This is a genomic window from Paenibacillus aurantius, from assembly GCF_032268605.1.
GTDB lineage: Bacteria > Bacillota > Bacilli > Paenibacillales > NBRC-103111 > Paenibacillus_AO > Paenibacillus_AO aurantius.
In genome coordinates, this window is the sequence record NZ_CP130318.1 from 1,237,844 (window position 1) to 1,257,852 (window position 20,009).

Sequence of the window (20,009 nt, forward strand, 5' to 3'; positions counted from 1 at the left end):
CGCGAGCCTTCCCGGCCCGTCAAGCATCAAAAAAACCCGGCTGCTCCAATGGAGCAGCCGGGTTACTTTTGTCGGGTGAAGTAGGTTCCCGCATAGAGGTCGGATCAACTTCACAGCTCTTCGTCATCCATGCGGGGGAAGGTCAATTAACGGTTTCCGAATTGACCAGCCAGTTGTTGCTCGGCGATTTGGACCAAACGACGGGTAATGTGACCCCCGATGGCACCGGTGTCACGGGTTGCCATGTATCCATAGTAGCCATCTTGCGGGATTTGAATCCCCAGCTCTTGAGCTACTTCATATTTCAGCTGCTCCAGGGCTTGGTTTGCTTGAGGCACTACCAGGACGTTGCTGCTACGGCTTTGTCCGCTTCCCATATCTATCACCTCCAGTAATAGGTAGTATGAACAGGAGCGGAAATTCTACTCACTGAATTTTTTGGTAATTCCCACCAAAAGAATACCGCCTCTTGTCGGGACAGGGATCGCCTGCAGGGTGGAAGCCCCCGGAGAGGGGAATATGCTATACTGACGTATAATGTCACGAAGGAAACGGGGGAACCGCACCATGTTCAAACTGAAGGCAGACGGGTTCAGCTGGGACCAGGACCTGCAAATCATCCATGCGGATGTGGTTCTGGAAGTGGACGGCGAAACGATTATCGACGAGCCCCTGTGTGTGGATGTGGGCCTGCCGGCGTTGCTGCTGAGCGCGTTGGAGGACACGAAGCCCAACCGCTGGGCCGATCCCGGGGAGTGGAGCCGTATGCCATTTCTCGTTTGCGGCTGCGGGGATCCGGAATGCCGGGCGTACTCTTTCCGGGTGGAGCATGAAGGGGCCGGCCGCATCCGGCTGACGGAGCTCGAGGAGAGCCCGGACGGGACGTCCCGGGAACTGGCCTCCTATGAGGTGGACCAGGCGGCCTACCAGGAAGCGGTCCGGCGGCTCGCCGAGGACTATTTGGCGTTTACGGAAGGGCTCGACTACAAGCCGCTCGTCAAGGACACGCCGGCTATCGTGCGGGAGCTGCTGGAGAGGCTGTCGCTGGCGGAAGCCGGGCACACGGCCGGGGAGTAAGCTTTCTTACAGGAAGCTGCGTAAGAGAAAGGCCCGAATCCCTTAAGGATTCGAGCCTTTTTGACTTCAAATGAAAGTTATCCGTTCACCACAAGCGTCACTTCCAGGTCAATCGCCTTTCCCGGCTCGACCCCGATGATGCCGGTGACCGACGGATCCAAGTCCAGGTTGGGGGCATTGGTCACCCAGGTGTAAGGCTCCAGGCAGATGATGTCCTTCGCCTCGCCGCGGGTATAGATGACCCAGTGCTTATAGAGATCGGAGATTTGGTAACGAAGCTCGTAGTCATCCTTGCGGAGGACCGCCTCCCGGCCTTTGTCCCCGATCTGGAAGACAGTGTCGAGGTTCAGGCCCTTCAGATTCATGCCGGTTGAGGCCAGCGCCTCGTACTCGCCAAGAGGCAGAAGCTTGCCCGTGGGCATATTCTCCTTATCCAGCTCCCAAATGGCGGTAACCGGCAGCTCAAGCGTCCATTTCTCGGGCTCGTCGTCCAGCCGGAACCAGGTGTGCAGCCCGAACGCCGCCGGAATGGGGGCGTTGCTGTGGTTGATGATTTTCACCTTCTGCGCCAAGGTCGGGCCCTCAAGCACATAGGTCATCTCGATAATGACCGCATGGGGAAACTGCTTCAGGATATCGGGGTGCTCCGCAAAGGCGAAGGTGGATTTGATGAAGCTGACCTGGCCCTGCTGGCCCGAATCGGTCACTTTCCAAGGATGATTGCGGAGGAACCCGTGAATGTGGTGACCCTCCGGAGTGTTGATCTCCAGCTGGTAGTCGCGTCCTCGGAAATGAAAGGCGCCGTTGCGGACCCGGTTCGGCGGAAACATGAGCGGTGTTCCGCTGTGTCCAGGCGCCTTCACCAGGCTGTCCATGCTGTCAGGAACTAACAGCACTTCCCTTTTGGCCGTCTTGTCGTAGACGCGGAACAGGTTGTTCCCGAGCGTAGGAGCGAGAGAGACCCGCAAATGCTCGTTCTCCATCGTATAAACCAAGGTATCCTGCAAAATCTCCTGCTTGATCATAGGCGAAGATCACTCCTTAGTAGGGTCGGTGCTATCGCTTTATTGTAGCAAAAGGAACCGTCTCCCGCCAACGAACCGGGCAGGTTTGACTTTCCCGGGGGAGCGGGTATAATAAATAAAAATGTTAAGGAAAACGCAAGGATGGGAACAAGTAATCGGAATGATCCTCTCTTCTTAGAGAGCCGGCGGGTGGTGCAAGCCGGCGGGAGGCTTCCGCCGAATGGGTCCCGGAGCGTAAAGCCGAACCGGACAATTCCGCAGCTTTGCAGCAATAGCTGGGCGGTTTCCCAAGTAAGCGGCACGAAGTGGCTCCCCGTTACCGGAGCGTCAAAGGCTCGTCCCTCGGGGCGGGTGAATTAGGGTGGCACCACGGTCTAACGTCCCTTTGCGGCGTTAGGCCTTTTTTGCGTGGTTTTAGTGCCTTATCCGGTGGGAAAACCTCGATAGGCGAACACGGATAAGGCACCAGGCAGGACAAGTAATCAGAGGGCGGAAGGCCCGGGAGGGAATAAGAATGAAACGAGTGTTATCGGGTATCCAGCCGAGCGGGGTGCTGACCCTGGGGAATTACATCGGGGCGATTCAAAATTTCGTTAAGCTGCAGCACGACCATCAATGCTTCTTCATGGTGGTGGACCTTCATGCGGTAACGGTTCCTCAAGAACCGGAAGCTTTGCGGGAACAGAGCCGTACGGTGGCGGAGCTGTATTTGGCGGCGGGCATCGATCCCAACAAGGCGAGCGTGTACCTGCAGTCGACGGTTCCGGAGCACGCCGAGCTCGGGTGGTTGTTGACGACGCTCACCTACATGGGCGAGCTGGAGCGCATGACGCAGTTTAAAGACAAGTCTGCCGGCAAGGAGTCCGTGGGGGCCGGCTTGTTCACGTACCCGTCTCTGATGGCAGCGGATATTCTGCTCTACAACACGGATCTGGTCCCGGTAGGGGACGACCAGAAGCAGCATCTCGAGCTGACCCGCGACCTGGCCCAGCGCTTCAATTCCCGGTTCGGAAATACCTTTACCGTACCCGAGCCCTACATCCAGGAAGTGGGCGCCCGCATCATGTCGCTTGACGATGCGTCGAAGAAGATGAGCAAGAGCAACCCGAACGCGGGAAGCTTCATCACGCTGCTCGATCCTCCGGATGTGATCCGCAAGAAAATTTCCCGCGCCGTCACGGATTCCGGCCGGGAGGTGCGGTTCGACCCGAAGGAGAAGCCGGAGGTGAGCAACCTTCTTTCGATTTACAGCCACTGTTCGGGCTTAAGCGTGAAGGAAATCGAGGCGAAATACGAGGGACAGGGCTACGGTCCTTTCAAGAAGGATTTGGCCGAGCAGGTCGTGGGCGTCCTCGAGCCGCTGCAGCAGCGGTTCCGGGAAATCCGCGAATCGGACATGATCTTCGACGTCCTGAAGAAGGGCGCGGCCGAAGCCTCGGAGGTAGCGGCTCCTATACTGCGCCAGGTGAAAGAACGGATGGGCTTCGTTCAGCCATAGGCTTTCCCGGCCCGGGCAGGCTAACCCTGGTCGCGGTTGTTCGCCTCCTGCCGGCGGCAGGCTCTCGCCTTCAGAATGAAGCTGAAGCCGATAAACAGGATTGTGGCCGCGGCAAACCCGAGGGCGAGCCAAGGGCGGCGCAGGCTGAGGCTCCACGAGATCCCGAGCATGAGGGCTACGGTAACGCAGGCGAGAAGCAGGGCTAACGGTTTGTTCATAAGGTCACTTTCCTTTCCATGATAAGGGCGTGCGGTATGGCTTCACAGAAAGAGAGCTCAGGGGTTTCCCCCGAGCTCTCGCTCTTTTTGCGTCGAGGCTTGTTCGGCTTACCGGCAGGCCATGCGGTACTGGTGGTAGCAGCGCACCGGCGAACCCGGCTGTCACCGGATGCTTCCGGTCAGATCGTGTCGGCGCTCAGCTTTTTCTCGATGCGGGATTCGCTCTTCCACCCTACATAGGAGTAGAGCGGGGTGTAGTCGCGGTCCATTCGCAGGACGGCCACAAAGGGATACTGCTTGCGGTGCCGGTAGCGGACGTCGGCCCACCGGACCTCGTAGCCGTTCTCAAGCTCCCGTACCTCCGCGCAGGCGAAGGAGGAGAAGTAGAGGAAGGCGGCCACATCGGGATGGCGGCGGGAAGCGTCGATGGCCGGATGAGAGTGGCAGGAGACGCGGTCGATCCAGCGCAGCTTCTCGTTGCGGTAGTCCCCGATAACATAGGTCCCGTCATGGCGCCGCTTGACGACGTTCCAGACATTCAGGTTGACGGTCGGAATGGCGAAAATTTTATCCTCGGGGTGAAAGTCCGTATCCAATCGGGCGATCCGCTTCTCGAGCAGGTAATGGTGAACGGATCTCCATATATAATAGAGAGCGATCAGACCGTACAGCACCGGGAAAATCACTTCCGGCCTTCCGAACTTAACGGCCCACAGGAAGATGGCCGCCAGATGGGAGAAGAATATAAAGGGATCGAAAATGTGAATGATGTTCCAGGAGATCCACTTTTCCGTAAAAGGCTTGGCCGCCTGGGTACCGTATGTGTTGAACAGATCGGTGAAGACGTGGAAGCAGACGGCTCCGAACGTCCACAGGGCGAGGTGAAGCAGCGGAAGCTCCCCGAAAATAAGCGAAACCAGGGCGGTAATCAGAATCCCCCATAGGAACAAAGCGGGCAGGGAATGGGAGGTACCCCGGTGGTTGCGTATATAAACCGCATTCCCTCGGAAACGGAGCAGCCCGTCCAGATCGGGTGCCTGGGAGCCGAGAACGGTACCGGCCATTACGGCTGCGGCCGTATGCGGATCAGCGGCGACAACGGGGTCGATATGCGCCAACCCGGCGAGCCCCAAACCAATAACCAGGTGTGTACCAGTGTCCAACGTTACCCCTCCTGACTGTGAGCTATCGGTTTTTGTTATTGTACCATTTCCTTACCCAAAAAATAAACGAATGGAGCGGCGGCGTGAATAAAGTTTTCGTGGAATACCGGATTGACGGAGAAGCGCGGGAGGACTATTTGCAGTTTATGCAAAGCATGGGGGAAGGGGCACGGTTTGAGCTGTATGAGGGCACCGACCAGCCCAACCTGTTCGTGGAACTATGGTCCGGGCTCGATAAAGAAGGCTACCTCAGGCTGAAGGAGGAGCGTCTGAACGAGGAGACCGGTCCATGGGCGAAGCTTAACGGAATGGTGTCCGGGGGCAAGGACAAGGTTCATATTTGGCATTTTCAAAAAGTAAGATAGTCCATCTTTTCAAGCATGGATATCCATGGTTTCCTTCTTCCTTTCGTTATAACCTATAGTATGGAAAAGGAAGGAAGGGGGAGACCGGATGAAAAAAAAGTCAATATTCCGCGCCTATATCGCGGAGAATCGTTGGGCTTATTTACTGGGAGCGGGGCTCGTTACCGTTTCCTGCCTGATGCAGCTGTTTATCCCTAACCTTCTCGGGAGATTCACGGACGGGCTGGAGCAGCGCGTGCTAACGTACCAAGAAGCAATCGGGTATGCCGCCGGTATGATCGGGGCGGGATTCGGGGTTGCTTTTTTTCGTTCCACGGGGAGAATTTATCTCTTCCGGATGTCGCGCAGGCTCGAGATGCAGGTGAGGGGAAGCCTCTTTTCCCATTGGGAGAGGCTGTCGGCGCCCTATTTCAACAACCAGCGGATCGGGGACCTGATGTCGCACGCCATATCAGATGTAAACGTCATCCGGGAGACCACCATGGGGGGCCTGTTCAACATTCTGGAGGCTGTGGTGCTCATTACGATTACCGTCGTGGCCATGGTCTCTTCGGTGAATCCGTGGCTTACGCTGCTCACAATGCTGCCTCTGCCGATGCTGAGCATTCTGGCCTATTCCTTCAATAAAAAGATCCAGAGGCAGTCGGCCGACGTGCAGCAGGCCGTGGGGGATCTGACGAGCCGGGTTCAGGAATTTACCGCCGGCATCCGGGTCGTGAAGGCTTTTGTTCAAGAGAAAGAGGAGAGGGCGTTGTTCACGAAGGATAATCAGCGCGCGGTTGCCCTTAACCGCCGGTTCGTCCGGTCCAACTCCTTGTTCGGTTCGCTCTCTTCGGCGATCGTGGGGCTGAGCTTCCTCGTGTCGGTCGTGTTCGGGGGGATTCTTGTGCTGAACGGAACGATTACGCTCGGAGAGTTCGTCGCCTTCAATACGTATCTTTCCCTTCTCATGGGGCCGATCGAGAACCTGGGTAAGGTCGTCAATCAGCTTCAGCGCGGGAAAGCGTCGGAGGACCGGATTCTCGCCATTCTGAATACGGAGCCGGACGTGGTCGACGATGTATCGGCCGATCCCCGGATTACGTCGCTGCAGGGGGGAATCGAGGTAAGAAATTTGACCTTCAGCTATCCGGAGGCCAAGGAACCGACGCTCAAGAACATCTCCCTGCACGTCCCGAAGGGCTCGAGTCTCGCCATCGTCGGCCGGGTCGGGAGCGGCAAAAGCACCCTCGTGCATCTGCTCGTGCGGCTGTACAATCCGCCTAAAGGCACCCTGTTCATCGACGGAAATGACATTCATGAGATTCCGCTGCAGACCCTCCGGAGCCAGATCGGGATCGTTCCGCAGGATCAGTTCCTCTTCTCCTCCACCATCCGGGATAACATCAGCTTCGATCCCCGCCCGTATACCGAGGACGAGGTGGTGCGGGCTTCCCGGATCGCTCAGGTGTACGATAATATCATTGAGTTTCCAAATAAATTCGATACGGCGCTCGGCGAAAGGGGGATCAGCCTCTCCGGCGGCCAGCGGCAGCGGGTGAGCATCGCGCGTGCCCTCATCAAGAAGCCGTCGATTCTGATCTTCGACGACAGCCTGTCCGCCGTGGATACGATCACCGAGGATCTCATCCTCGAAGGGCTTCATTCGGTCATGGAGGACCGGACCACGATCATTATCGGTCACCGGATTTCCTCCGTTCAGGCGGCCGATCAAATCATCGTCTTGGACGAGGGGCGGATTATCGAGCGGGGAACGCATAATGAGCTGCTGGCGCTGAACGGCCTTTACGCGGATATTCACCGCAAGCAGCTGCTCGAGGAGGAAGCGGAGAAGCTTCCGCCGGACGGCGCCGACGGGCCGGAGGCGGAGATTGCCGCCGGGGCGGCGCGGAATCCGGATTATAACCGGCGGGGAGGAGCAGCGGGGGCATGAACATTCATAAAGAGAAAGAAAGAGTAGACTTCACCGATTCCCAGCTGCTCGGGCGGCTGCTGGCTTTTGCCAAGCCGTACTGGAAAATGATCGGCCTCTGCCTGGTCCTGGCCATCTTGATCGTGGTCGCGGACCTGGCGCGTCCTTACCTGCTCAAGCTCGCCATCGACGAGCACATTCACGGGCTGAACCGGCCGATGCTCTCCGATACGGCAGACAAGACGGAAGAGCTTGCCCGGTTCGGAGACGTCACCGAGGTGGACGGCCGGGTGTACGTGCGGGTGCCGGAAGACGCGGACCTGACGAATCTGCCTTCCACCGCGGCCAAACGGCAGATCGTAGAGGTGAACGACCGGGAGTACATGGCGGAAGGCTGGCTTCCGGCGGGCAAGAAGGAAGCCCCTGAGGTTAGGAAGGACGCGGGCGGGAAAACCGAGCTTGTGATGAGCGGCCAGACCTACCCGGCCGTTCCGCTTGAGGCCGAGCAGGTCAAGGCCTTCCGCCAGCACGATTACCGGGGCTTCGTGAACCTGGGGGTGCTGTTCCTGATTACGGTCGTGGTGTCTTCCGTTCTGAACTATGTTCAGGGCAATCTGCTTCAATATACCGGGCAGACGATCATCTTCAACATCCGGGAGAAGCTGTTCACCCACCTGAGCCGGATGTCGATGTCGTTCTTCGACCGCAATCCGGTAGGGCGGCTTGTGGTCCGCGTCACCCAGGATACGGAGTCCCTTAACCAGCTGTACTCGCAAGTGGTCGTCAACCTGATCAAAGACGTCATCGTCGTGATCGGAATCGTGATCATTATGCTTCAGATGAGCCTGAAGCTTTCTCTGCTTGCTTTTGCCGTGCTTCCGGTGCTGGCGCTCATGACCTTCTATTACCGCAAGGTGGTCCGGGAGGCGCAGCGCCGGGCCCGGCTGATTCTGTCCCGGCTGAATTCCTTTCTTGCCGAGAATCTGTCCGGAATCCGCATCACCCAGCTGTTTATCCGGGAGGAGCGGCAGTGGGAGCAGTTCGACAGCCACAACACGGCCTATTACAAAGCGGGAATGAAAGGCACGGTCATCAACTCGATTTTTCAGCCGGCGATCGGCTTCATGGGCAACCTCGCCATTGCGCTCCTCATCTGGTATGGGGGCCTCAATGTCATCGAAGGAGGCATTACCTTCGGGGTGGTCTACGCCTTTACGCAGTACATCCGCCAGTTCTTCCAGCCGCTCATGAGCCTCGCGGAGAAATACAACCAGATCCAGACCTCCATGGTCGGTGCGGAAAGAATCTTCGACATGCTCGATGAGAAGCCGGGCATGGCCGAGCCGGAGCAGCCCGTCCCGCTGCCGAAGCAGGTGCGCGGGGAGATCGAATTCGAGAACGTGTGGTTCGCCTACACGAACGAGGACTGGGTGCTGAAGGACGTCAGCTTCAAGATTGAGCCGGGCCAGACGATCGCCTTCGTCGGGGCGACCGGCGCCGGGAAGAGCTCGATCATTCAGCTGATCAACCGGTTCTACGACATCCAGAAAGGCTCGATCAAGCTGGACGGGGTGGACATCCGCCGCATCCCGCTCGACGAGCTTCGCCGCTGCATCAGTGTGGTGCAGCAGGATGTCTTCCTGTTCACTGGCGACATCGCCTCGAACATCCGGTTGAACGATCCCTCCATCACGGATGCCCAGATCGAGCAGGCGGCCCGCATGGTGCACATGGACGACTTCATCCGCCGGCAGCCGCTCGGCTACCATACGCCGCTTGGAGAGCGCGGGGTCAGCCTGTCGCTCGGCCAGCGGCAGCTGCTGTCCTTTGCCCGGGCGATCGCCTTCAAGCCGCAAATCCTTATTCTCGACGAAGCGACGTCGAACATCGATACCGAAACGGAGCTGATCGTCCAGGACGCGCTCCACCGTATCTCCAAGGGCCGGACGACGATGATCGTCGCCCACCGCTTGTCCACCATCCAGCATGCCGACCAGATCATCGTCATGCACAAAGGACGGGTCCGGGAGATCGGCAGCCACTATCAGCTGCTGGCGCAGAAGGGGTACTATTACCGCCTGTTCGAGCTTCAGTACAAGGACCAGCGGGGGCTGAAGACGGCGGAATAGCCTAACGCCTCTCGCGAAAAATGAGAACCCGCAAGACGGACACTTCCAAAGTGACGGTCTTGCGGGTTTTTGTTCTTCTGTCCGGCCTTGAGAGCTGCGAGACCGCCTACGAGCCCTAACGCGCTAAGGACTCGCGGGTTTCCTTTGTTCAGATGAGCAATCGGGAAGAAAACCCGGGGACAGGCTGATGGTAAGGTTAAGGGGGAGCGGGATGACTGAAAAGCGACTGAAGGAGGAGCAATAATGAAAACATGGCTTCTTTTGCTGCAGGGCGGTGGGAAAGGGGCTTATGAGGCGGATCGAAAGCTGGCGGAGAATCTGAGAATGCACTTGGGCGAGGAAATGGAGGTCGTCTATCCGCAGATGCCGGATGAGGACAGGCCGGATTACCGGGCTTGGCGGGACAGGGTGGCCGGGATCCTGATGTCCCGGGGAGGAAGGGCGATTTGGGCGGGACATTCTCTTGGGGCGTCCTTCCTGCTGAAGTATCTTTCGGAGGAGGAGCCGCCAACTCCCCCAGCAGGTGTTTTTCTGATAGCCCCGCCTTATTGGGGAGCAGAGGGATGGGAGGTAGAGGAATACCGTCTGTGCGAAGGCTCCGAGCGTAAGCTGACCGGTTACCGGCCCATAGTCTTCTACCACAGCCGGGATGATAAGATAGTGCCCTGCTCGCATCTGGCCCTTTATGCCGGGAAGCTTCCGCATGCGCATACCCGGGAATTCATGGACAGGGGGCATCAGTTTACCGGCAACCTATCGGAAGTGGCGGATGATATCCGTCTACTGGTTTTAGAAGAACAACGGGGCAGTGCCCGGCCTATTTGATAAGGCAGCACTACATTTCCTTACTTGCCCCGACCGGCCCTCATCCGGTAAGGTTAAACCAGAAGGGTCAGACGGGAGGGGCCAGCATGTCAAGCTTGACGAGCATGAATGTTGCCGCAAAAACGGCAAGCGGGTTAAACGAGGCAGCCAACAGCCTGTACCGGCCGGAGCTGCTGGCAGAGGAGTACCGCCCCCGCGTTAGCGCTTATTATTTCCGTCAATGGGAAGGATTCCGGATGGACGCCCACTCCCATGATCGGGTTGAGATCATGTACGTCCTGAAGGGAGCCTGTGTCGTGGATACCGAAGGGGCTTCCCTTTCCCTGAAGAAGGGGGACTTCGTCCTGCTTGACGCCAACGTGAGCCACAATCTGCTCGTGGGCGATCCCTGCCGTATGCTGAATGTAGAATTCGAATTTGCGTCAGGCGGAGGCGTTGGCCTCTGCCTTCGGGAACTGGCCGCAGGAGGGGAGGAGCTCGGCCGGTTTCTGGCCAAGCCCAGGCCATTCTGGCTGCTGAAGGACGACGGGGAAGTGTATCCCACCTTAAAAAGTCTCGTGCTGGAGCTGTCCGAACGAAGGGGAAGCCGCGATACGATGGTGCAGCTCCTTCTCTCGCGGCTCATTCTTCAAATAGCACGGATGGCCGAAGAAACGGATACGGAGGGGGCGAGCCCGGCTTCTTCTTACTTCCGCAAAACGACGGAGTATATTCACTCCCACTATGACTGCGACCTTCAGCTGAAGGACATAGCCGGGGCGGTCAGCCTGCATCCGGGTTACCTCCACCGTGTGTTCAAGGCGTCAGCCGGCTGTACGGTGATGGAATACCTGACCAAGGTCCGGGTGGAGAAGGCCCGGATGCTGCTCGCCCATTCGGATATCCCGGTAATCGACATCTCATGCTATATCGGCATGAACAGCCGTCAGTATTTCAGCGCCGTATTCAAGAAGCACACCGGCCAGACGCCGGCCGGGTACCGCCGCACCTTCCGGACCCATCAGGGAGCGGAGACGGAAGGTTAAGATTTTATACCTTTTGGCACGGAACAAGTCAAGATCGTGAAAACCGTTTCTTTCCCCATATGCTACGATTTCAGGGAGATCTAATTCTGGAAGCGTAAGGAGGAAGGAAACCATGGCATTCAAAATAGCTTTCATCGGAGCCGGGAGCATCGGCTTCACGCGCGGGCTGCTGCGTGACCTGCTGTCCGTGCCGGAATTCGCCGAAACCGAGGTGGCGTTTACCGATATCAACCCTCACAATCTCGACATGGTGACCCGGCTCTGCCAGAGGGACATCGATGAGAACGGGCTGCCGATCCGCATTCAGGCGACAACCGACCGGCGCGAGGCTCTAAAGGGGGCCAACTATGTTTTCGTAACGATCCGCGTCGGCGGGCTGGAGGCTTTCCAGACGGACGTGGACATTCCGCTCCGGTACGGCGTCGACCAGTGTGTGGGCGATACGCTTTGCGCCGGCGGGATCATGTACGGGCAGCGGGGCATCGCCGTTATGCTCGGGATTTGCAAAGACATTCGGGAAGTGGCGGGGCCCGGGTGCCTGCTGCTGAACTATGCCAATCCGATGGCTATGCTCACCTGGGCGTGCAACAAGTACGGCGGCGTACGCACGATCGGGCTGTGCCACGGGGTCCAGGGAGGACACCGGCAGATCGCTAAGGCGCTCGGACTCGAGAAGAATGAGGTCGACATCATCTGCGCAGGCATCAACCATCAGACCTGGTACATTCAGGTGAAGCACAACGGGGAGGACATGACCGGACGCCTGCTTGAGGCGTTCGAGAATCATCCCGAATACAGCCAAACGGAGAAGGTCCGGATCGACATGCTGAGGCGCTTCGGCTATTACAGCACGGAATCGAACGGCCATCTAAGCGAATACCTTCCTTGGTACCGTAAGCGTCCGGAGGAGATCAAGGACTGGATCGATCTGGGAAGCTGGATCAATGGAGAAACGGGAGGATACCTCCGCGTATGCACGGAGGGCCGCCGCTGGTTCGAAACGGATTTTCCGAACTGGATGAAGGAAGCGCCGGTCAAGTATGCACCGGAAGCCCGCGGCGAAGAGCACGGTTCCTACATCATCGAGGGGCTGGAGACGGGGCGTGTGTACCGCGGGCATTTTAACGTGGTCAACAACGGGGTCATCTCCAATCTTCCGGACGATGCGATCATCGAGGCGCCGGGCTACGTGGACCGCAACGGCATCAGCATGCCGGTGGTCGGCGACCTTCCGCTCGGCTGCGCCGCGGTTTGCCAAGCCAGCATCTCGGTGCAGCGGCTTGCCGTAGAAGCGGCCGTACATGGAGACGACCGGCTGCTTAGGCAGGCGTTCCTGATGGATCCGCTGGTCGGGGCGGTCTGCAACCCGAAAGAGGTGTGGCAGATGGTCGACGAGATGCTGGCCGCGCAGGAGGCGTGGCTGCCGCAATACGGGGAGGCCATCCAGGCGGCCAAAGCCCGTCTGGCTTCGGGCCCGCTCGTGCCGACCCGGGATTACCGTGGAGCGGCCCGTCTTGAGGTGAAGACGGTGGAGGAGATGCGGAAGAACCGCGAGGAAGCGAACAAGAACGCCGGAGAATCGGATAAAGCGCTGGAGCGTCCGGCGGCGAAATAACGAGCCCGGCGTTAGCCGGGGCAGGCAGCGGATCGGAAGCGGGACCCCAGTCGAGGATGTTCCCCCAGGAAAGCCAGAATTTGCTCATGAAAGAACCTCCGTCTCTACATGAATGTAGAAACGGAGGTCTTTGTCTTGCCTGATAAGGAAAAAGCTTTCCCGGTCTGCCGCGCCGGTTACCGGGCGCCCGGTCCGCTTCCGGCGCCGCCGCCCGCTGACCCGAAGGAGAGGGAATAGTTGAGCGGACCTTCAAAGGTGATGTAATCCAGGTTGACCATGAGCAGAAGAAAGCGGGTGCCGGTTTGCGGATCGCTGATGATGATGTGATCGCGGCCGGCCGCTTCCAGGCGGCCCTTGAAAATTTTGGCGTTCCACTCCTTATTGTTCTCGTACGTCATATAGAGGGTGGCGGTTTTGCCCAGATTCATCCGCAGAATGTTCTCGATGTAGGATTGCTCAAGCGGAGGCTGGGAAGCCTCGGCCGAGGCGACCGTTCCCCCCGACGGAGTCATAACGGCTCCCGACGGCACCGGGGGAGGCGTGCTTGTCGGGCTCATGCCCATGCCGGGCATCATGCCGGCTCCCATTCCTCCACCCATGCCCGCTCCCATGCCGGGCATCATGCCCGGTCCCATCCCCGGCATCATTCCGCCGCCCATTCCTGGGGCCATACCCGGATAACCCGGACCGTAGCCTCCGCCGCCGGGGTACCCCGGAGCCCCCATTCCGCCCGGAGCTTTGTTCGATGCTCCGCCGACCTGTCCCGGGAAGCCCATGTTGCCGATCTGGCCGGTCTTGCCTGGCTGGTACTGCATCATCCGTTTCATTCCTCCCTTACTGACCATTCTTGTGCCAGCCTGCCGGATAAGGCACTAGTGCCTTATCCGCAAATGAAGTTCTGCTTACCTAGCGATTTTCGTGCGCCTACCGAGGTTTTCTCGCGAGCCTTGCTGCCGGATAAGGCACTAGTTAATAAGTATTGTAGATATTCGAGCAATTTGCCTGAGTGGGAGAAAAAAAACAATGATTTTTATACCGGCCGCTGTTCGGCTGGTTGTACCACTGTCCCGGGCAAGCTCCCGTGGGGCGGAAGAACCACAGCGCATTGGATGCGGGATGAACCCGTTCCCCGTTGATGACCCGGTTGGCCAGCCGGAGATCCCGGTCCCTCGCCCGCTGGTAGAAGTATCCCTTGACGGTCGCCTCGAAGCCGCCGGGACGCTGGAAGACCATCTGCTCCAGCGACCGGATCCCTTTGAAATCCAGGCAGTTGCCCCGCACGCGGTTAACCCCGACGTTCCCCACCATAAGCATGCCCTGCTCACCTTCGCCCTCCGCTTCCGCCCGCATCAAACGGGCGAGCAGCTTGCGGTCGTTGCTGTTCGTTTTAATGACAGCCATCACTTCTCCCTTCCTTTCTGCCTGCTTCGGCCCGGGATCCTTCCGTCCGGCGAGGAAAGGGAGCGGCATCCGCCGGACCGGAAGCCTTGGCCAAAAGCCAGGCACCCTTACCTCCATTGTATTAATCGGATGTCGAAACCATGACAGAGCCTTCGGGGGACTTCGACAATTGTATGAATTTCTCATCCCGCTTGTTGTAAAAGCCCCCCCGGGTTGCTATGATGAAGAGGTTGACAATGGACTGCCGGGGATAAACTTTATTCAATCGGTTAATTGGCTTAACGGCTGCAAGATAAAGCAAGGAGGTACTACGTTGGATAAACAATTGCACTACAGCGATACGATGGAGATGAGTTCCACGGAAGAGCAGGCGGAGGCCGCAGCAGGGCCTGTAACGTGGAAGGATTTTTACCATTTGACCAAACCGGGGATCATTTTCTCCAATCTGATTACGGCGTTCGGAGGCTTCTGGATCGCTTCCAAGTGGGAAATCAATTGGGGCCTGATGGTGCTCACGCTTCTCGGAACCGCTCTGGTTATGGCCTCCGGGTGCGTACTCAATAATTACCTCGACCGGGACCTTGACGGTAAGATGGAACGGACCCGCAAGCGCGCCCTGCCGACCGGGAAGCTTTCGCCGAATGTCGTGCTCGGGTATGGAATCACCCTGGGCGTTATCGGGACGAGCGTTCTCGGCCTTCTGGTCAACCCTCTGGCCGCCCTGCTCGGATTGTTCGGATTGTTCGTCTATGTATGGATCTATACGGCTTGGCTGAAGCGGACCTCGGTTTGGAATACCGTGGTGGGGGCGATCTCCGGTGCCGTGCCTCCGGTTATCGGCTACGTCGCCGTAACGGAAACGATCGACATGGGGGCGGCGGTTTTGTTCGCCATCCTCTTCCTCTGGCAGCCTCCTCATTTCTGGGCGCTGGGCATCCGGCGCTTGGAGGATTACAAAGCGGCCGGCTACCAGATGCTCCCCGTGGTGAAGGGAACGTTCCAGACCAAGCTCAGCATGCTGCGTTATGTCGTCCCGCTCGTTCCGCTTCCCGTGCTCCTCTATACGTACGGGTATGTAGGGGAGATCTTCCTGTTTGCCGGCCCGATTCTTGGCCTGATCTGGCTGTATCTGTGCGTTCAGGGCTTTAAAGCCAAGGACGAGACCCAATGGGCGAAGAAGACCTTCCTTTTCTCGATCAACTACTTGACGCTTCTGTTCATCATCATGGTCATCGATACGGTCGCCCTGAAATAAACTAACGGCCATCCCATCCGGGGGTGGCCGTTTTGTCGGATAGGCATGGAAAACGGGTCCCGATGCCCCGGGAGCCCCGATTACCAGTATATATTATACAAAGGTGGGTACCGAAAAGATGAACACCCTGTCCAAGCACTGGTTCAAAATCGCAGCCGTGGTCGTCGTGCTGGCGCTGGCCGCGGCCATCGGCTACAAGACGGTAATGAAGAAGGAGTTCCCGCACACCCCGATGGGTCCGGCCACGGATTTCAAGCTTACCAACCTTCAGGGCCAAAGCACAGGACTCAGCGACTACGACGGAAAGGTGCGCCTGGTCTATTTCTTCTGGTCGACTTGTCCTGATGTTTGCTCGCCAACCACTTACGTTCTTTCTCAGGTGCAGGAGAAGCTGAAGGAGAAGAAGTCTTTCGGAAACAAGGCCGAGATCCTCTCCGTGTCCTTCGACCCCGACCGGGATACGCCGGAACGGCTCAAGGAATTCTCTCAAACCTTCAAGGCGGACCCGGCCGGCTGGCAGTTTTTGCGGGGAGGGAAACAGGAGACCCGGGATTTGGCGAAGCAGTACGGAGTGTCGGTGATTGAAGGGAAGGACGGCTCGCTTACCCACACGAATGCCATTTTCATCGTCGATAAGAAAGGCATCAAGCGTCATTATTACGGCGGCAGCGACCTGGATCTGAGCGCCGACCAGATCGTGGAAGACATCCTCTTCCTGAGCAAAGAGTAGGGCCTCATGGTATATTTTACGCATATTCTGCTCAGCAACGTCATCCCGATCTCCATTCTCATTGCCTTGGGCGCCCTCCTGCAGAGGGCGTTTCACTTGGACATCAAGACGCTTTCGAAGCTGAACTTCTATCTGTTCTCGCCGGCCATCATGTTCAAGATGCTTTATGAATCCGCTATCTCGCTCGCCATCCTGGGGCAGGTGCTTATGTATTTCGCCGTCTTCATGATTCTTCAATACGGCCTCGTCGAGTTGGTTATCCGGGTCAAACGATACACCAAAGGGATGAAGAGCGCCATGCGCAACAGCGTGCTTTTCTACAACAGCGCCAATTACGCCATTCCGCTTAACCAGCTGGTGTTCGCGGGAGATCCGTTCACCCAGTCCATCCAGATCATCATCATGATGATGCAGAGCCTGCTGCCGAATACGTACGGCGTCTATAGTGTAAACGCCCACAAAAACGAGCTGAAGGCCACCCTGCGGACAATCGCCTCGATGCCGGTCATCTATGTCATTCCGACTGCTTTCTTGATGCGGGGGCTTCATGTGCCCATTCCGCAGCCTGTGTACACGCCGATCAACTATGTCGCCGGCGCCTTTATTGCAACCGCTCTCGTCACCCTCGGGGTTCAGCTGGGCAGCATGAAGTGGCAGCTGAATCTGACGGATGTGTTCCTCTCGAACTTCCTGCGGCTGGCGGCGGGGCCGGCGCTCGGCTTTCTGGTGGTGCTCCTGTTCGGCTTCACGGGGCCGATGGCCCAGGCGCTGGTGCTTTCCTGCTCCGTGCCTACGTCGCTTAGCAGCGTCCTTCTCGCCGTCGAATTCGACAACGAGCCGGAATTCGCTTCACAGGCTGTTTTTGCCTCGACCGTGTTCAGCATCTTTACGGTGTCGTTTGTGATCTACCTTCTGCAGTTCATAGCGTAGTTCCGCCTCCCCGATCAGGGGAGGGTAGATAATCAGATCCTCAAGTCCCGCCTTCTCCAGCTGCTGAATCAAATACTCCTCGGGGGTGCCTTCCACCCCCGCATACCCTCGTCGCGTGTAGATCTGTTCGGCGTCCGGAAAGGCGTCGGAGAGAATGGCGCGTATTTTTTTGCCCGAGGCGTCGTTGTCGGTGAAGATGTAGACCGGCAGGCCGCCGATTTGCTTGCGCAGCCGGACGAGCTGCTCCGTTCCGGGTGTTCCCCCCGTCATGACGATGAGGGCTTCGTCGCAGATGACTCTCCTCAGCCGGCTTCTATCGTTCTTCCCTTCCACGATGATGGCGATTTCCATGGCTTGTCCTCCCGCAGCTCCGGTGTTAGTAATACCATACCCCAAAACCGGCCGGTTGTCCCCGCGGAATAGGGATGAAACGGCTAGGCCCTTCTGATCGTAGTACCTAGTCCATCCCATAAAAAAAGACCGCGGAACGAGTCCGGCGGTCTGGGTGACAGGAGAGTCTGCCGATCACAAGCGGGAAATCCGCTTAGATGAAAACTCCTCCAACCACGATAACGAGCAGGATATACAGGACCAGAATGAAGGCGATCGAAGTGCCGAATCCTCCGCATGCTGACATGGGTGCGTCCCCCTTTCTTGACCCTCAGGTCTATACCATAGGGTATGGCGGAGGAGGGCAGATGGTCTGTGCGGATACCCATTCTTCCGGCGAAAAAGCCCTCGGGCTCGAAAGCAGCCCGTCCGGTCTCTTCCGGCGCCGGACCGTCAGGGAGCGGCGATGAGGCGGAGCCTTCCAAGCGGCAGCAGGGTAAGCCCCAGCATCAGCGCGAGAAACGCGATGAAATAAGGCGAGAGCTGCAGCCGAAGCTGACCGGCGAGCACCGGGCCGAGGAACGCCCCGACGGAGAACGCGACCGACAGCAGGGCGAAGACCCGGCCGTATTTCCGGTCGGGGGTTATGCCCGCGAGCAGGGTGGCGATGGCCGGGAAGATGACGCCCTTCGCCATTCCGATCAGGAAGAGGGAGGCGAAGAGAGGGACGCCCCATTGGACGGACATACCGAAGAAGATGAGGGCGAGGGCGAGGCTTCCGCCCAAGGTGCGGAGGAACGCCGAAATCCGGCTCAGGAAGAGCAGGCTGAGCGTGAACAGGGCTCCCAGGCTCACCATGGAGAAGAGAAGCCCCGAGCTCATGATGGAGCTCTGGGCGGCCTTCATGAGCGGCAGCTCGAAGAAGAGAATGCCCTGGGAGCAGGAGATGGCGAGCGGAATGCCGAAGAACAGCCACGGAATCGGGCCGTCGGCCGGGGCGCTCTCCTTGGTGCTGCTGATGGCCGCCTGCGGCAGGTGCAGCCGGTCCGCATGAGCCGCAGGCGCATCGGCGGCGGGCGCTTCCCGCACGCCGAGGATGGCCAATAGACCGGTCAGGATGAGGCCCCAGCCGAGCAGTGTGAAGGACGTGGAGAAGCCTAGCTTCGCCACGAGGTAGGCACCCGCTGCGGGGGATACGACGGAGGCAAGCGTGTGCACGAGCCCGTTGCCAGCCATCAGCTTGCCCTGCTGGATGCGGTCCTTCGCGATTTTGGCGAGGAGGGCCAGGCAGGCGGGCGATAGGAAGGCGAGCACGAAGCCGCTGATGGAGCGGATGATGAGCAGATGCCACGGGTCGGTGACCTGCGATTGGTACAGCAGCGCTATACCGGCGGCGATAAGGGAGACCACGATGAACGTCTTGCTTCCGTACCGGTCAACGCCGACGCCGGCCAGCAGGTTGCCGGGCAGGTGGGTGATGGAGTACACGCCGAGAATGAGCCCGATGAAGGACGGAGTCGCCCCGAGGGAAATGGCGAACGGCGACAGGATCGGGTACTGGGCATGCAAGTCGAAAATGGCGACGAACATGAACAAATAAAGCCAAACCGCGGTTTTCACCGGAAAACACCTGCCTGTCTCTTTAGTCTTCTCCTTACGTTTACGCGACTTGTCCCCGGGCTAGACCTGATCCGGCCGAACAAGTTCCCTAGGGTGGGGAAAGGGCACACCAAAAGGGGAGCCCCGCGAAAAAGGGATGAAGACGCCTCCGCACCTGTAGTATGATAGAGGGAAGCGGGCGGGAGCCGCACGGTTCTCGTTTAGCCTGAAGTGGATTCTGCTTCCGTGTAAGAGAGTATGAACAGAGCGCCGGCTTGGGTAAACAGATAACAGGACGTCCAGTGCCAAGTGACCCGATAAGGCGCTGGCCCGCGGCCAAGATAACCTGTCCCGTCAGAACAAGGCGATAAGAAAATGGGGGTATGGATTGTGGAACAATGGACCGCTTTTTTGCAGGAAAAATGGCTCGTGCTGATCATCGCCTTCCTCGTGCTGGTTCTCGTGATCAAGCTGGTCAAAACGGTGCTGAAATGGGTGATCGTCCTCGCCGTGATCGGCGTCGTGCTTTATTACGGGTCCACCTACAAGGACCAGCTGACGGGACTGGGCGAATCGGTAGTGAACGGCTCAGCGGCGGCGGCCGTAACCGAATCGGTGAAGAACCAGGCCCTTAACCTGATCATCAACGAGGCGAAGGAAGCCAAGTACACGAAGAACCCGGACGGAAGCTATACCGTCGCGAGCAAGAACGTCAAGCTCGAAGGCACCCCGGGGTCGAATGAAGCGAAGGTGACGGTCATGAACCAGACCTTTACCCTGAAAATAGACGAGACCGTGCAGAAATTTATCGACACCGCCAAGCAAAATCAATAAAAACCGGAAGGAAAGACTATCCTCCGGCATCATGGCGTATTATAGGGCATGCCGAACTCCGTATGGCTCAGCGTGCCC

Annotated in this window: 22 protein-coding genes; 13 read left to right on the forward strand and 9 right to left on the reverse strand. The window is 58.3% G+C overall.

Going from position 1 to position 20,009, the window contains the following annotated elements:
* Window positions 1-146 precede the first annotated feature (146 nt).
* Window positions 147-377, reverse strand: coding sequence for an alpha/beta-type small acid-soluble spore protein (locus MJA45_RS06055; protein WP_315606370.1), 231 nt, complete (start codon window positions 375-377; stop codon window positions 147-149).
* A 160-nt stretch (window positions 378-537) separates the two neighbouring features.
* On the opposite strand from MJA45_RS06055, the gene MJA45_RS06060 reads away from it, so the two are divergent.
* Window positions 538-1,077: a hypothetical protein gene (locus tag MJA45_RS06060; RefSeq protein WP_315606371.1), complete on the forward strand. Its 540-nt coding sequence runs from the start codon at window positions 538-540 to the stop codon at window positions 1,075-1,077.
* Between the two features lie 77 nt (window positions 1,078-1,154).
* Here the strand turns inward: MJA45_RS06060 and MJA45_RS06065 are convergent, their stop codons facing one another.
* Complete coding sequence (locus MJA45_RS06065; RefSeq protein WP_315606372.1) at window positions 1,155-2,102, reverse strand: aldose 1-epimerase; 948 nt, start codon at window positions 2,100-2,102, stop codon at window positions 1,155-1,157.
* A 514-nt stretch (window positions 2,103-2,616) separates the two neighbouring features.
* Here MJA45_RS06065 and trpS point away from each other — a divergent pair.
* Window positions 2,617-3,600 (forward strand): tryptophan--tRNA ligase, encoded by a 984-nt coding sequence (gene trpS, locus MJA45_RS06070; RefSeq protein WP_315606373.1) that lies wholly within the window; start codon window positions 2,617-2,619, stop codon window positions 3,598-3,600.
* Window positions 3,601-3,620: 20 nt separating this feature from the next.
* On the opposite strand, the gene MJA45_RS06075 is transcribed toward trpS, so the two are convergent.
* Together MJA45_RS06075 and MJA45_RS06080 are read right to left on the reverse strand one after the other, a co-directional pair.
* Window positions 3,621-3,818, reverse strand: a complete 198-nt coding sequence (locus MJA45_RS06075; protein ID WP_315606374.1) for a hypothetical protein — start codon at window positions 3,816-3,818, stop codon at window positions 3,621-3,623.
* 179 nt (window positions 3,819-3,997) lie between these two features.
* A complete protein-coding gene (locus tag MJA45_RS06080; RefSeq protein ID WP_315606375.1) occupies window positions 3,998-4,981 on the reverse strand; it encodes a metal-dependent hydrolase in 984 nt (327 codons plus the stop codon).
* An 83-nt stretch (window positions 4,982-5,064) separates the two neighbouring features.
* On the opposite strand from MJA45_RS06080, the gene MJA45_RS06085 reads away from it, so the two are divergent.
* From MJA45_RS06085 to melA, 6 genes are all read left to right on the forward strand, one after another.
* The gene (locus MJA45_RS06085) at window positions 5,065-5,346 is read left to right on the forward strand and encodes a hypothetical protein (RefSeq protein ID WP_315606376.1); all 282 of its coding nucleotides are present in this window, start codon (window positions 5,065-5,067) and stop codon (window positions 5,344-5,346) included.
* Window positions 5,347-5,434: 88 nt separating this feature from the next.
* Entirely contained in the window at window positions 5,435-7,279 is a 1,845-nt protein-coding gene (locus MJA45_RS06090) for an ABC transporter ATP-binding protein (protein WP_315606377.1), read from the forward strand.
* Window positions 7,276-9,387 carry an ABC transporter ATP-binding protein gene (locus MJA45_RS06095; protein WP_315606378.1) on the forward strand — a complete coding sequence of 704 codons (2,112 nt, stop codon included), beginning with the start codon at window positions 7,276-7,278 and terminating at the stop codon, window positions 9,385-9,387. Before MJA45_RS06090 ends, MJA45_RS06095 begins: the two co-directional genes overlap by 4 nt.
* 243 nt (window positions 9,388-9,630) lie before the next feature.
* Window positions 9,631-10,212 carry an alpha/beta hydrolase gene (locus MJA45_RS06100; RefSeq protein ID WP_315606379.1) on the forward strand — a complete coding sequence of 194 codons (582 nt, stop codon included), beginning with the start codon at window positions 9,631-9,633 and terminating at the stop codon, window positions 10,210-10,212.
* Between the two features lie 86 nt (window positions 10,213-10,298).
* Window positions 10,299-11,237: an AraC family transcriptional regulator gene (locus MJA45_RS06105; RefSeq protein WP_315606380.1), complete on the forward strand. Its 939-nt coding sequence runs from the start codon at window positions 10,299-10,301 to the stop codon at window positions 11,235-11,237.
* 112 nt (window positions 11,238-11,349) lie between these two features.
* Window positions 11,350-12,852: an alpha-glucosidase/alpha-galactosidase gene (melA, locus tag MJA45_RS06110; RefSeq protein ID WP_315606381.1), complete on the forward strand. Its 1,503-nt coding sequence runs from the start codon at window positions 11,350-11,352 to the stop codon at window positions 12,850-12,852.
* A gap of 176 nt (window positions 12,853-13,028) precedes the next feature.
* Here melA and gerQ read toward each other — a convergent pair whose 3' ends face one another.
* Window positions 13,029-13,697, reverse strand: a complete 669-nt coding sequence (gerQ, locus tag MJA45_RS06115; protein ID WP_315606382.1) for a spore coat protein GerQ — start codon at window positions 13,695-13,697, stop codon at window positions 13,029-13,031.
* A 124-nt stretch (window positions 13,698-13,821) separates the two neighbouring features.
* Window positions 13,822-14,253 carry a cell wall hydrolase gene (locus tag MJA45_RS06120; RefSeq protein ID WP_315606383.1) on the reverse strand — a complete coding sequence of 144 codons (432 nt, stop codon included), beginning with the start codon at window positions 14,251-14,253 and terminating at the stop codon, window positions 13,822-13,824.
* 313 nt (window positions 14,254-14,566) lie between these two features.
* Between MJA45_RS06120 and cyoE the strand changes: the two genes are divergently transcribed.
* The 3 genes from cyoE (at window position 14,567) to MJA45_RS06135 (ending at window position 17,168) form a co-directional block, all read left to right on the forward strand.
* Window positions 14,567-15,508: a heme o synthase gene (gene cyoE, locus MJA45_RS06125; RefSeq protein ID WP_315606384.1), complete on the forward strand. Its 942-nt coding sequence runs from the start codon at window positions 14,567-14,569 to the stop codon at window positions 15,506-15,508.
* Between the two features lie 103 nt (window positions 15,509-15,611).
* On the forward strand, window positions 15,612-16,238 hold the full coding sequence (locus MJA45_RS06130; protein WP_315606385.1) for an SCO family protein: 627 nt from the start codon (window positions 15,612-15,614) through the stop codon (window positions 16,236-16,238).
* 6 nt (window positions 16,239-16,244) lie between these two features.
* Entirely contained in the window at window positions 16,245-17,168 is a 924-nt protein-coding gene (locus tag MJA45_RS06135; RefSeq protein ID WP_315606386.1) for an AEC family transporter, read from the forward strand.
* On the opposite strand, the gene MJA45_RS06140 is transcribed toward MJA45_RS06135, so the two are convergent.
* Window positions 17,088-17,519 carry a DNA primase gene (locus MJA45_RS06140; RefSeq protein ID WP_315606387.1) on the reverse strand — a complete coding sequence of 144 codons (432 nt, stop codon included), beginning with the start codon at window positions 17,517-17,519 and terminating at the stop codon, window positions 17,088-17,090. The two genes, MJA45_RS06135 and MJA45_RS06140, sit on opposite strands and share 81 nt — an antisense overlap.
* Window positions 17,520-17,712: 193 nt before the next feature.
* Complete coding sequence (locus MJA45_RS06145; RefSeq protein WP_315606388.1) at window positions 17,713-17,805, reverse strand: sporulation protein YjcZ; 93 nt, start codon at window positions 17,803-17,805, stop codon at window positions 17,713-17,715.
* On the opposite strand from MJA45_RS06145, the gene MJA45_RS06150 reads away from it, so the two are divergent.
* Window positions 17,804-17,968, forward strand: coding sequence for a hypothetical protein (locus MJA45_RS06150; protein ID WP_315606389.1), 165 nt, complete (start codon window positions 17,804-17,806; stop codon window positions 17,966-17,968). The genes MJA45_RS06145 and MJA45_RS06150 overlap by 2 nt on opposite strands.
* Here the strand turns inward: MJA45_RS06150 and MJA45_RS06155 are convergent.
* A complete protein-coding gene (locus MJA45_RS06155) occupies window positions 17,952-19,118 on the reverse strand; it encodes an MFS transporter (protein ID WP_315606390.1) in 1,167 nt (388 codons plus the stop codon). The genes MJA45_RS06150 and MJA45_RS06155 overlap by 17 nt on opposite strands.
* A 369-nt stretch (window positions 19,119-19,487) precedes the next feature.
* Between MJA45_RS06155 and MJA45_RS06160 the strand changes: the two genes are divergently transcribed.
* Entirely contained in the window at window positions 19,488-19,931 is a 444-nt protein-coding gene (locus MJA45_RS06160) for a hypothetical protein (RefSeq protein WP_315606391.1), read from the forward strand.
* Window positions 19,932-20,009 lie beyond the last annotated feature (78 nt).

Excerpts from the sequence above, each read along its gene's own strand:
- MJA45_RS06055 (WP_315606370.1), bottom strand. The coding sequence starts at position 377 with ATGGGAAGCGGACAAAGCCGTAGCAGCAACGTCCTGGTAGTGCCTCAA.
- MJA45_RS06060 (WP_315606371.1), top strand. The coding sequence starts at position 538 with ATGTCACGAAGGAAACGGGGGAACCGCACCATGTTCAAACTGAAGGCA.
- MJA45_RS06065 (WP_315606372.1), bottom strand. The coding sequence starts at position 2,102 with ATGATCAAGCAGGAGATTTTGCAGGATACCTTGGTTTATACGATGGAG.
- trpS (WP_315606373.1), top strand. The coding sequence starts at position 2,617 with ATGAAACGAGTGTTATCGGGTATCCAGCCGAGCGGGGTGCTGACCCTG.
- MJA45_RS06075 (WP_315606374.1), bottom strand. The coding sequence starts at position 3,818 with ATGAACAAACCGTTAGCCCTGCTTCTCGCCTGCGTTACCGTAGCCCTC.
- MJA45_RS06090 (WP_315606377.1), top strand. The coding sequence starts at position 5,435 with ATGAAAAAAAAGTCAATATTCCGCGCCTATATCGCGGAGAATCGTTGG.
- MJA45_RS06095 (WP_315606378.1), top strand. The coding sequence starts at position 7,276 with ATGAACATTCATAAAGAGAAAGAAAGAGTAGACTTCACCGATTCCCAG.
- MJA45_RS06100 (WP_315606379.1), top strand. The coding sequence starts at position 9,631 with ATGAAAACATGGCTTCTTTTGCTGCAGGGCGGTGGGAAAGGGGCTTAT.
- MJA45_RS06105 (WP_315606380.1), top strand. The coding sequence starts at position 10,299 with ATGTCAAGCTTGACGAGCATGAATGTTGCCGCAAAAACGGCAAGCGGG.
- melA (WP_315606381.1), top strand. The coding sequence starts at position 11,350 with ATGGCATTCAAAATAGCTTTCATCGGAGCCGGGAGCATCGGCTTCACG.
- gerQ (WP_315606382.1), bottom strand. The coding sequence starts at position 13,697 with ATGGTCAGTAAGGGAGGAATGAAACGGATGATGCAGTACCAGCCAGGC.
- MJA45_RS06120 (WP_315606383.1), bottom strand. The coding sequence starts at position 14,253 with ATGGCTGTCATTAAAACGAACAGCAACGACCGCAAGCTGCTCGCCCGT.
- MJA45_RS06135 (WP_315606386.1), top strand. The coding sequence starts at position 16,245 with ATGGTATATTTTACGCATATTCTGCTCAGCAACGTCATCCCGATCTCC.
- MJA45_RS06140 (WP_315606387.1), bottom strand. The coding sequence starts at position 17,519 with ATGGAAATCGCCATCATCGTGGAAGGGAAGAACGATAGAAGCCGGCTG.
- MJA45_RS06150 (WP_315606389.1), top strand. The coding sequence starts at position 17,804 with ATGGGTGCGTCCCCCTTTCTTGACCCTCAGGTCTATACCATAGGGTAT.
- MJA45_RS06145 (WP_315606388.1), bottom strand. The coding sequence starts at position 17,805 with ATGTCAGCATGCGGAGGATTCGGCACTTCGATCGCCTTCATTCTGGTC.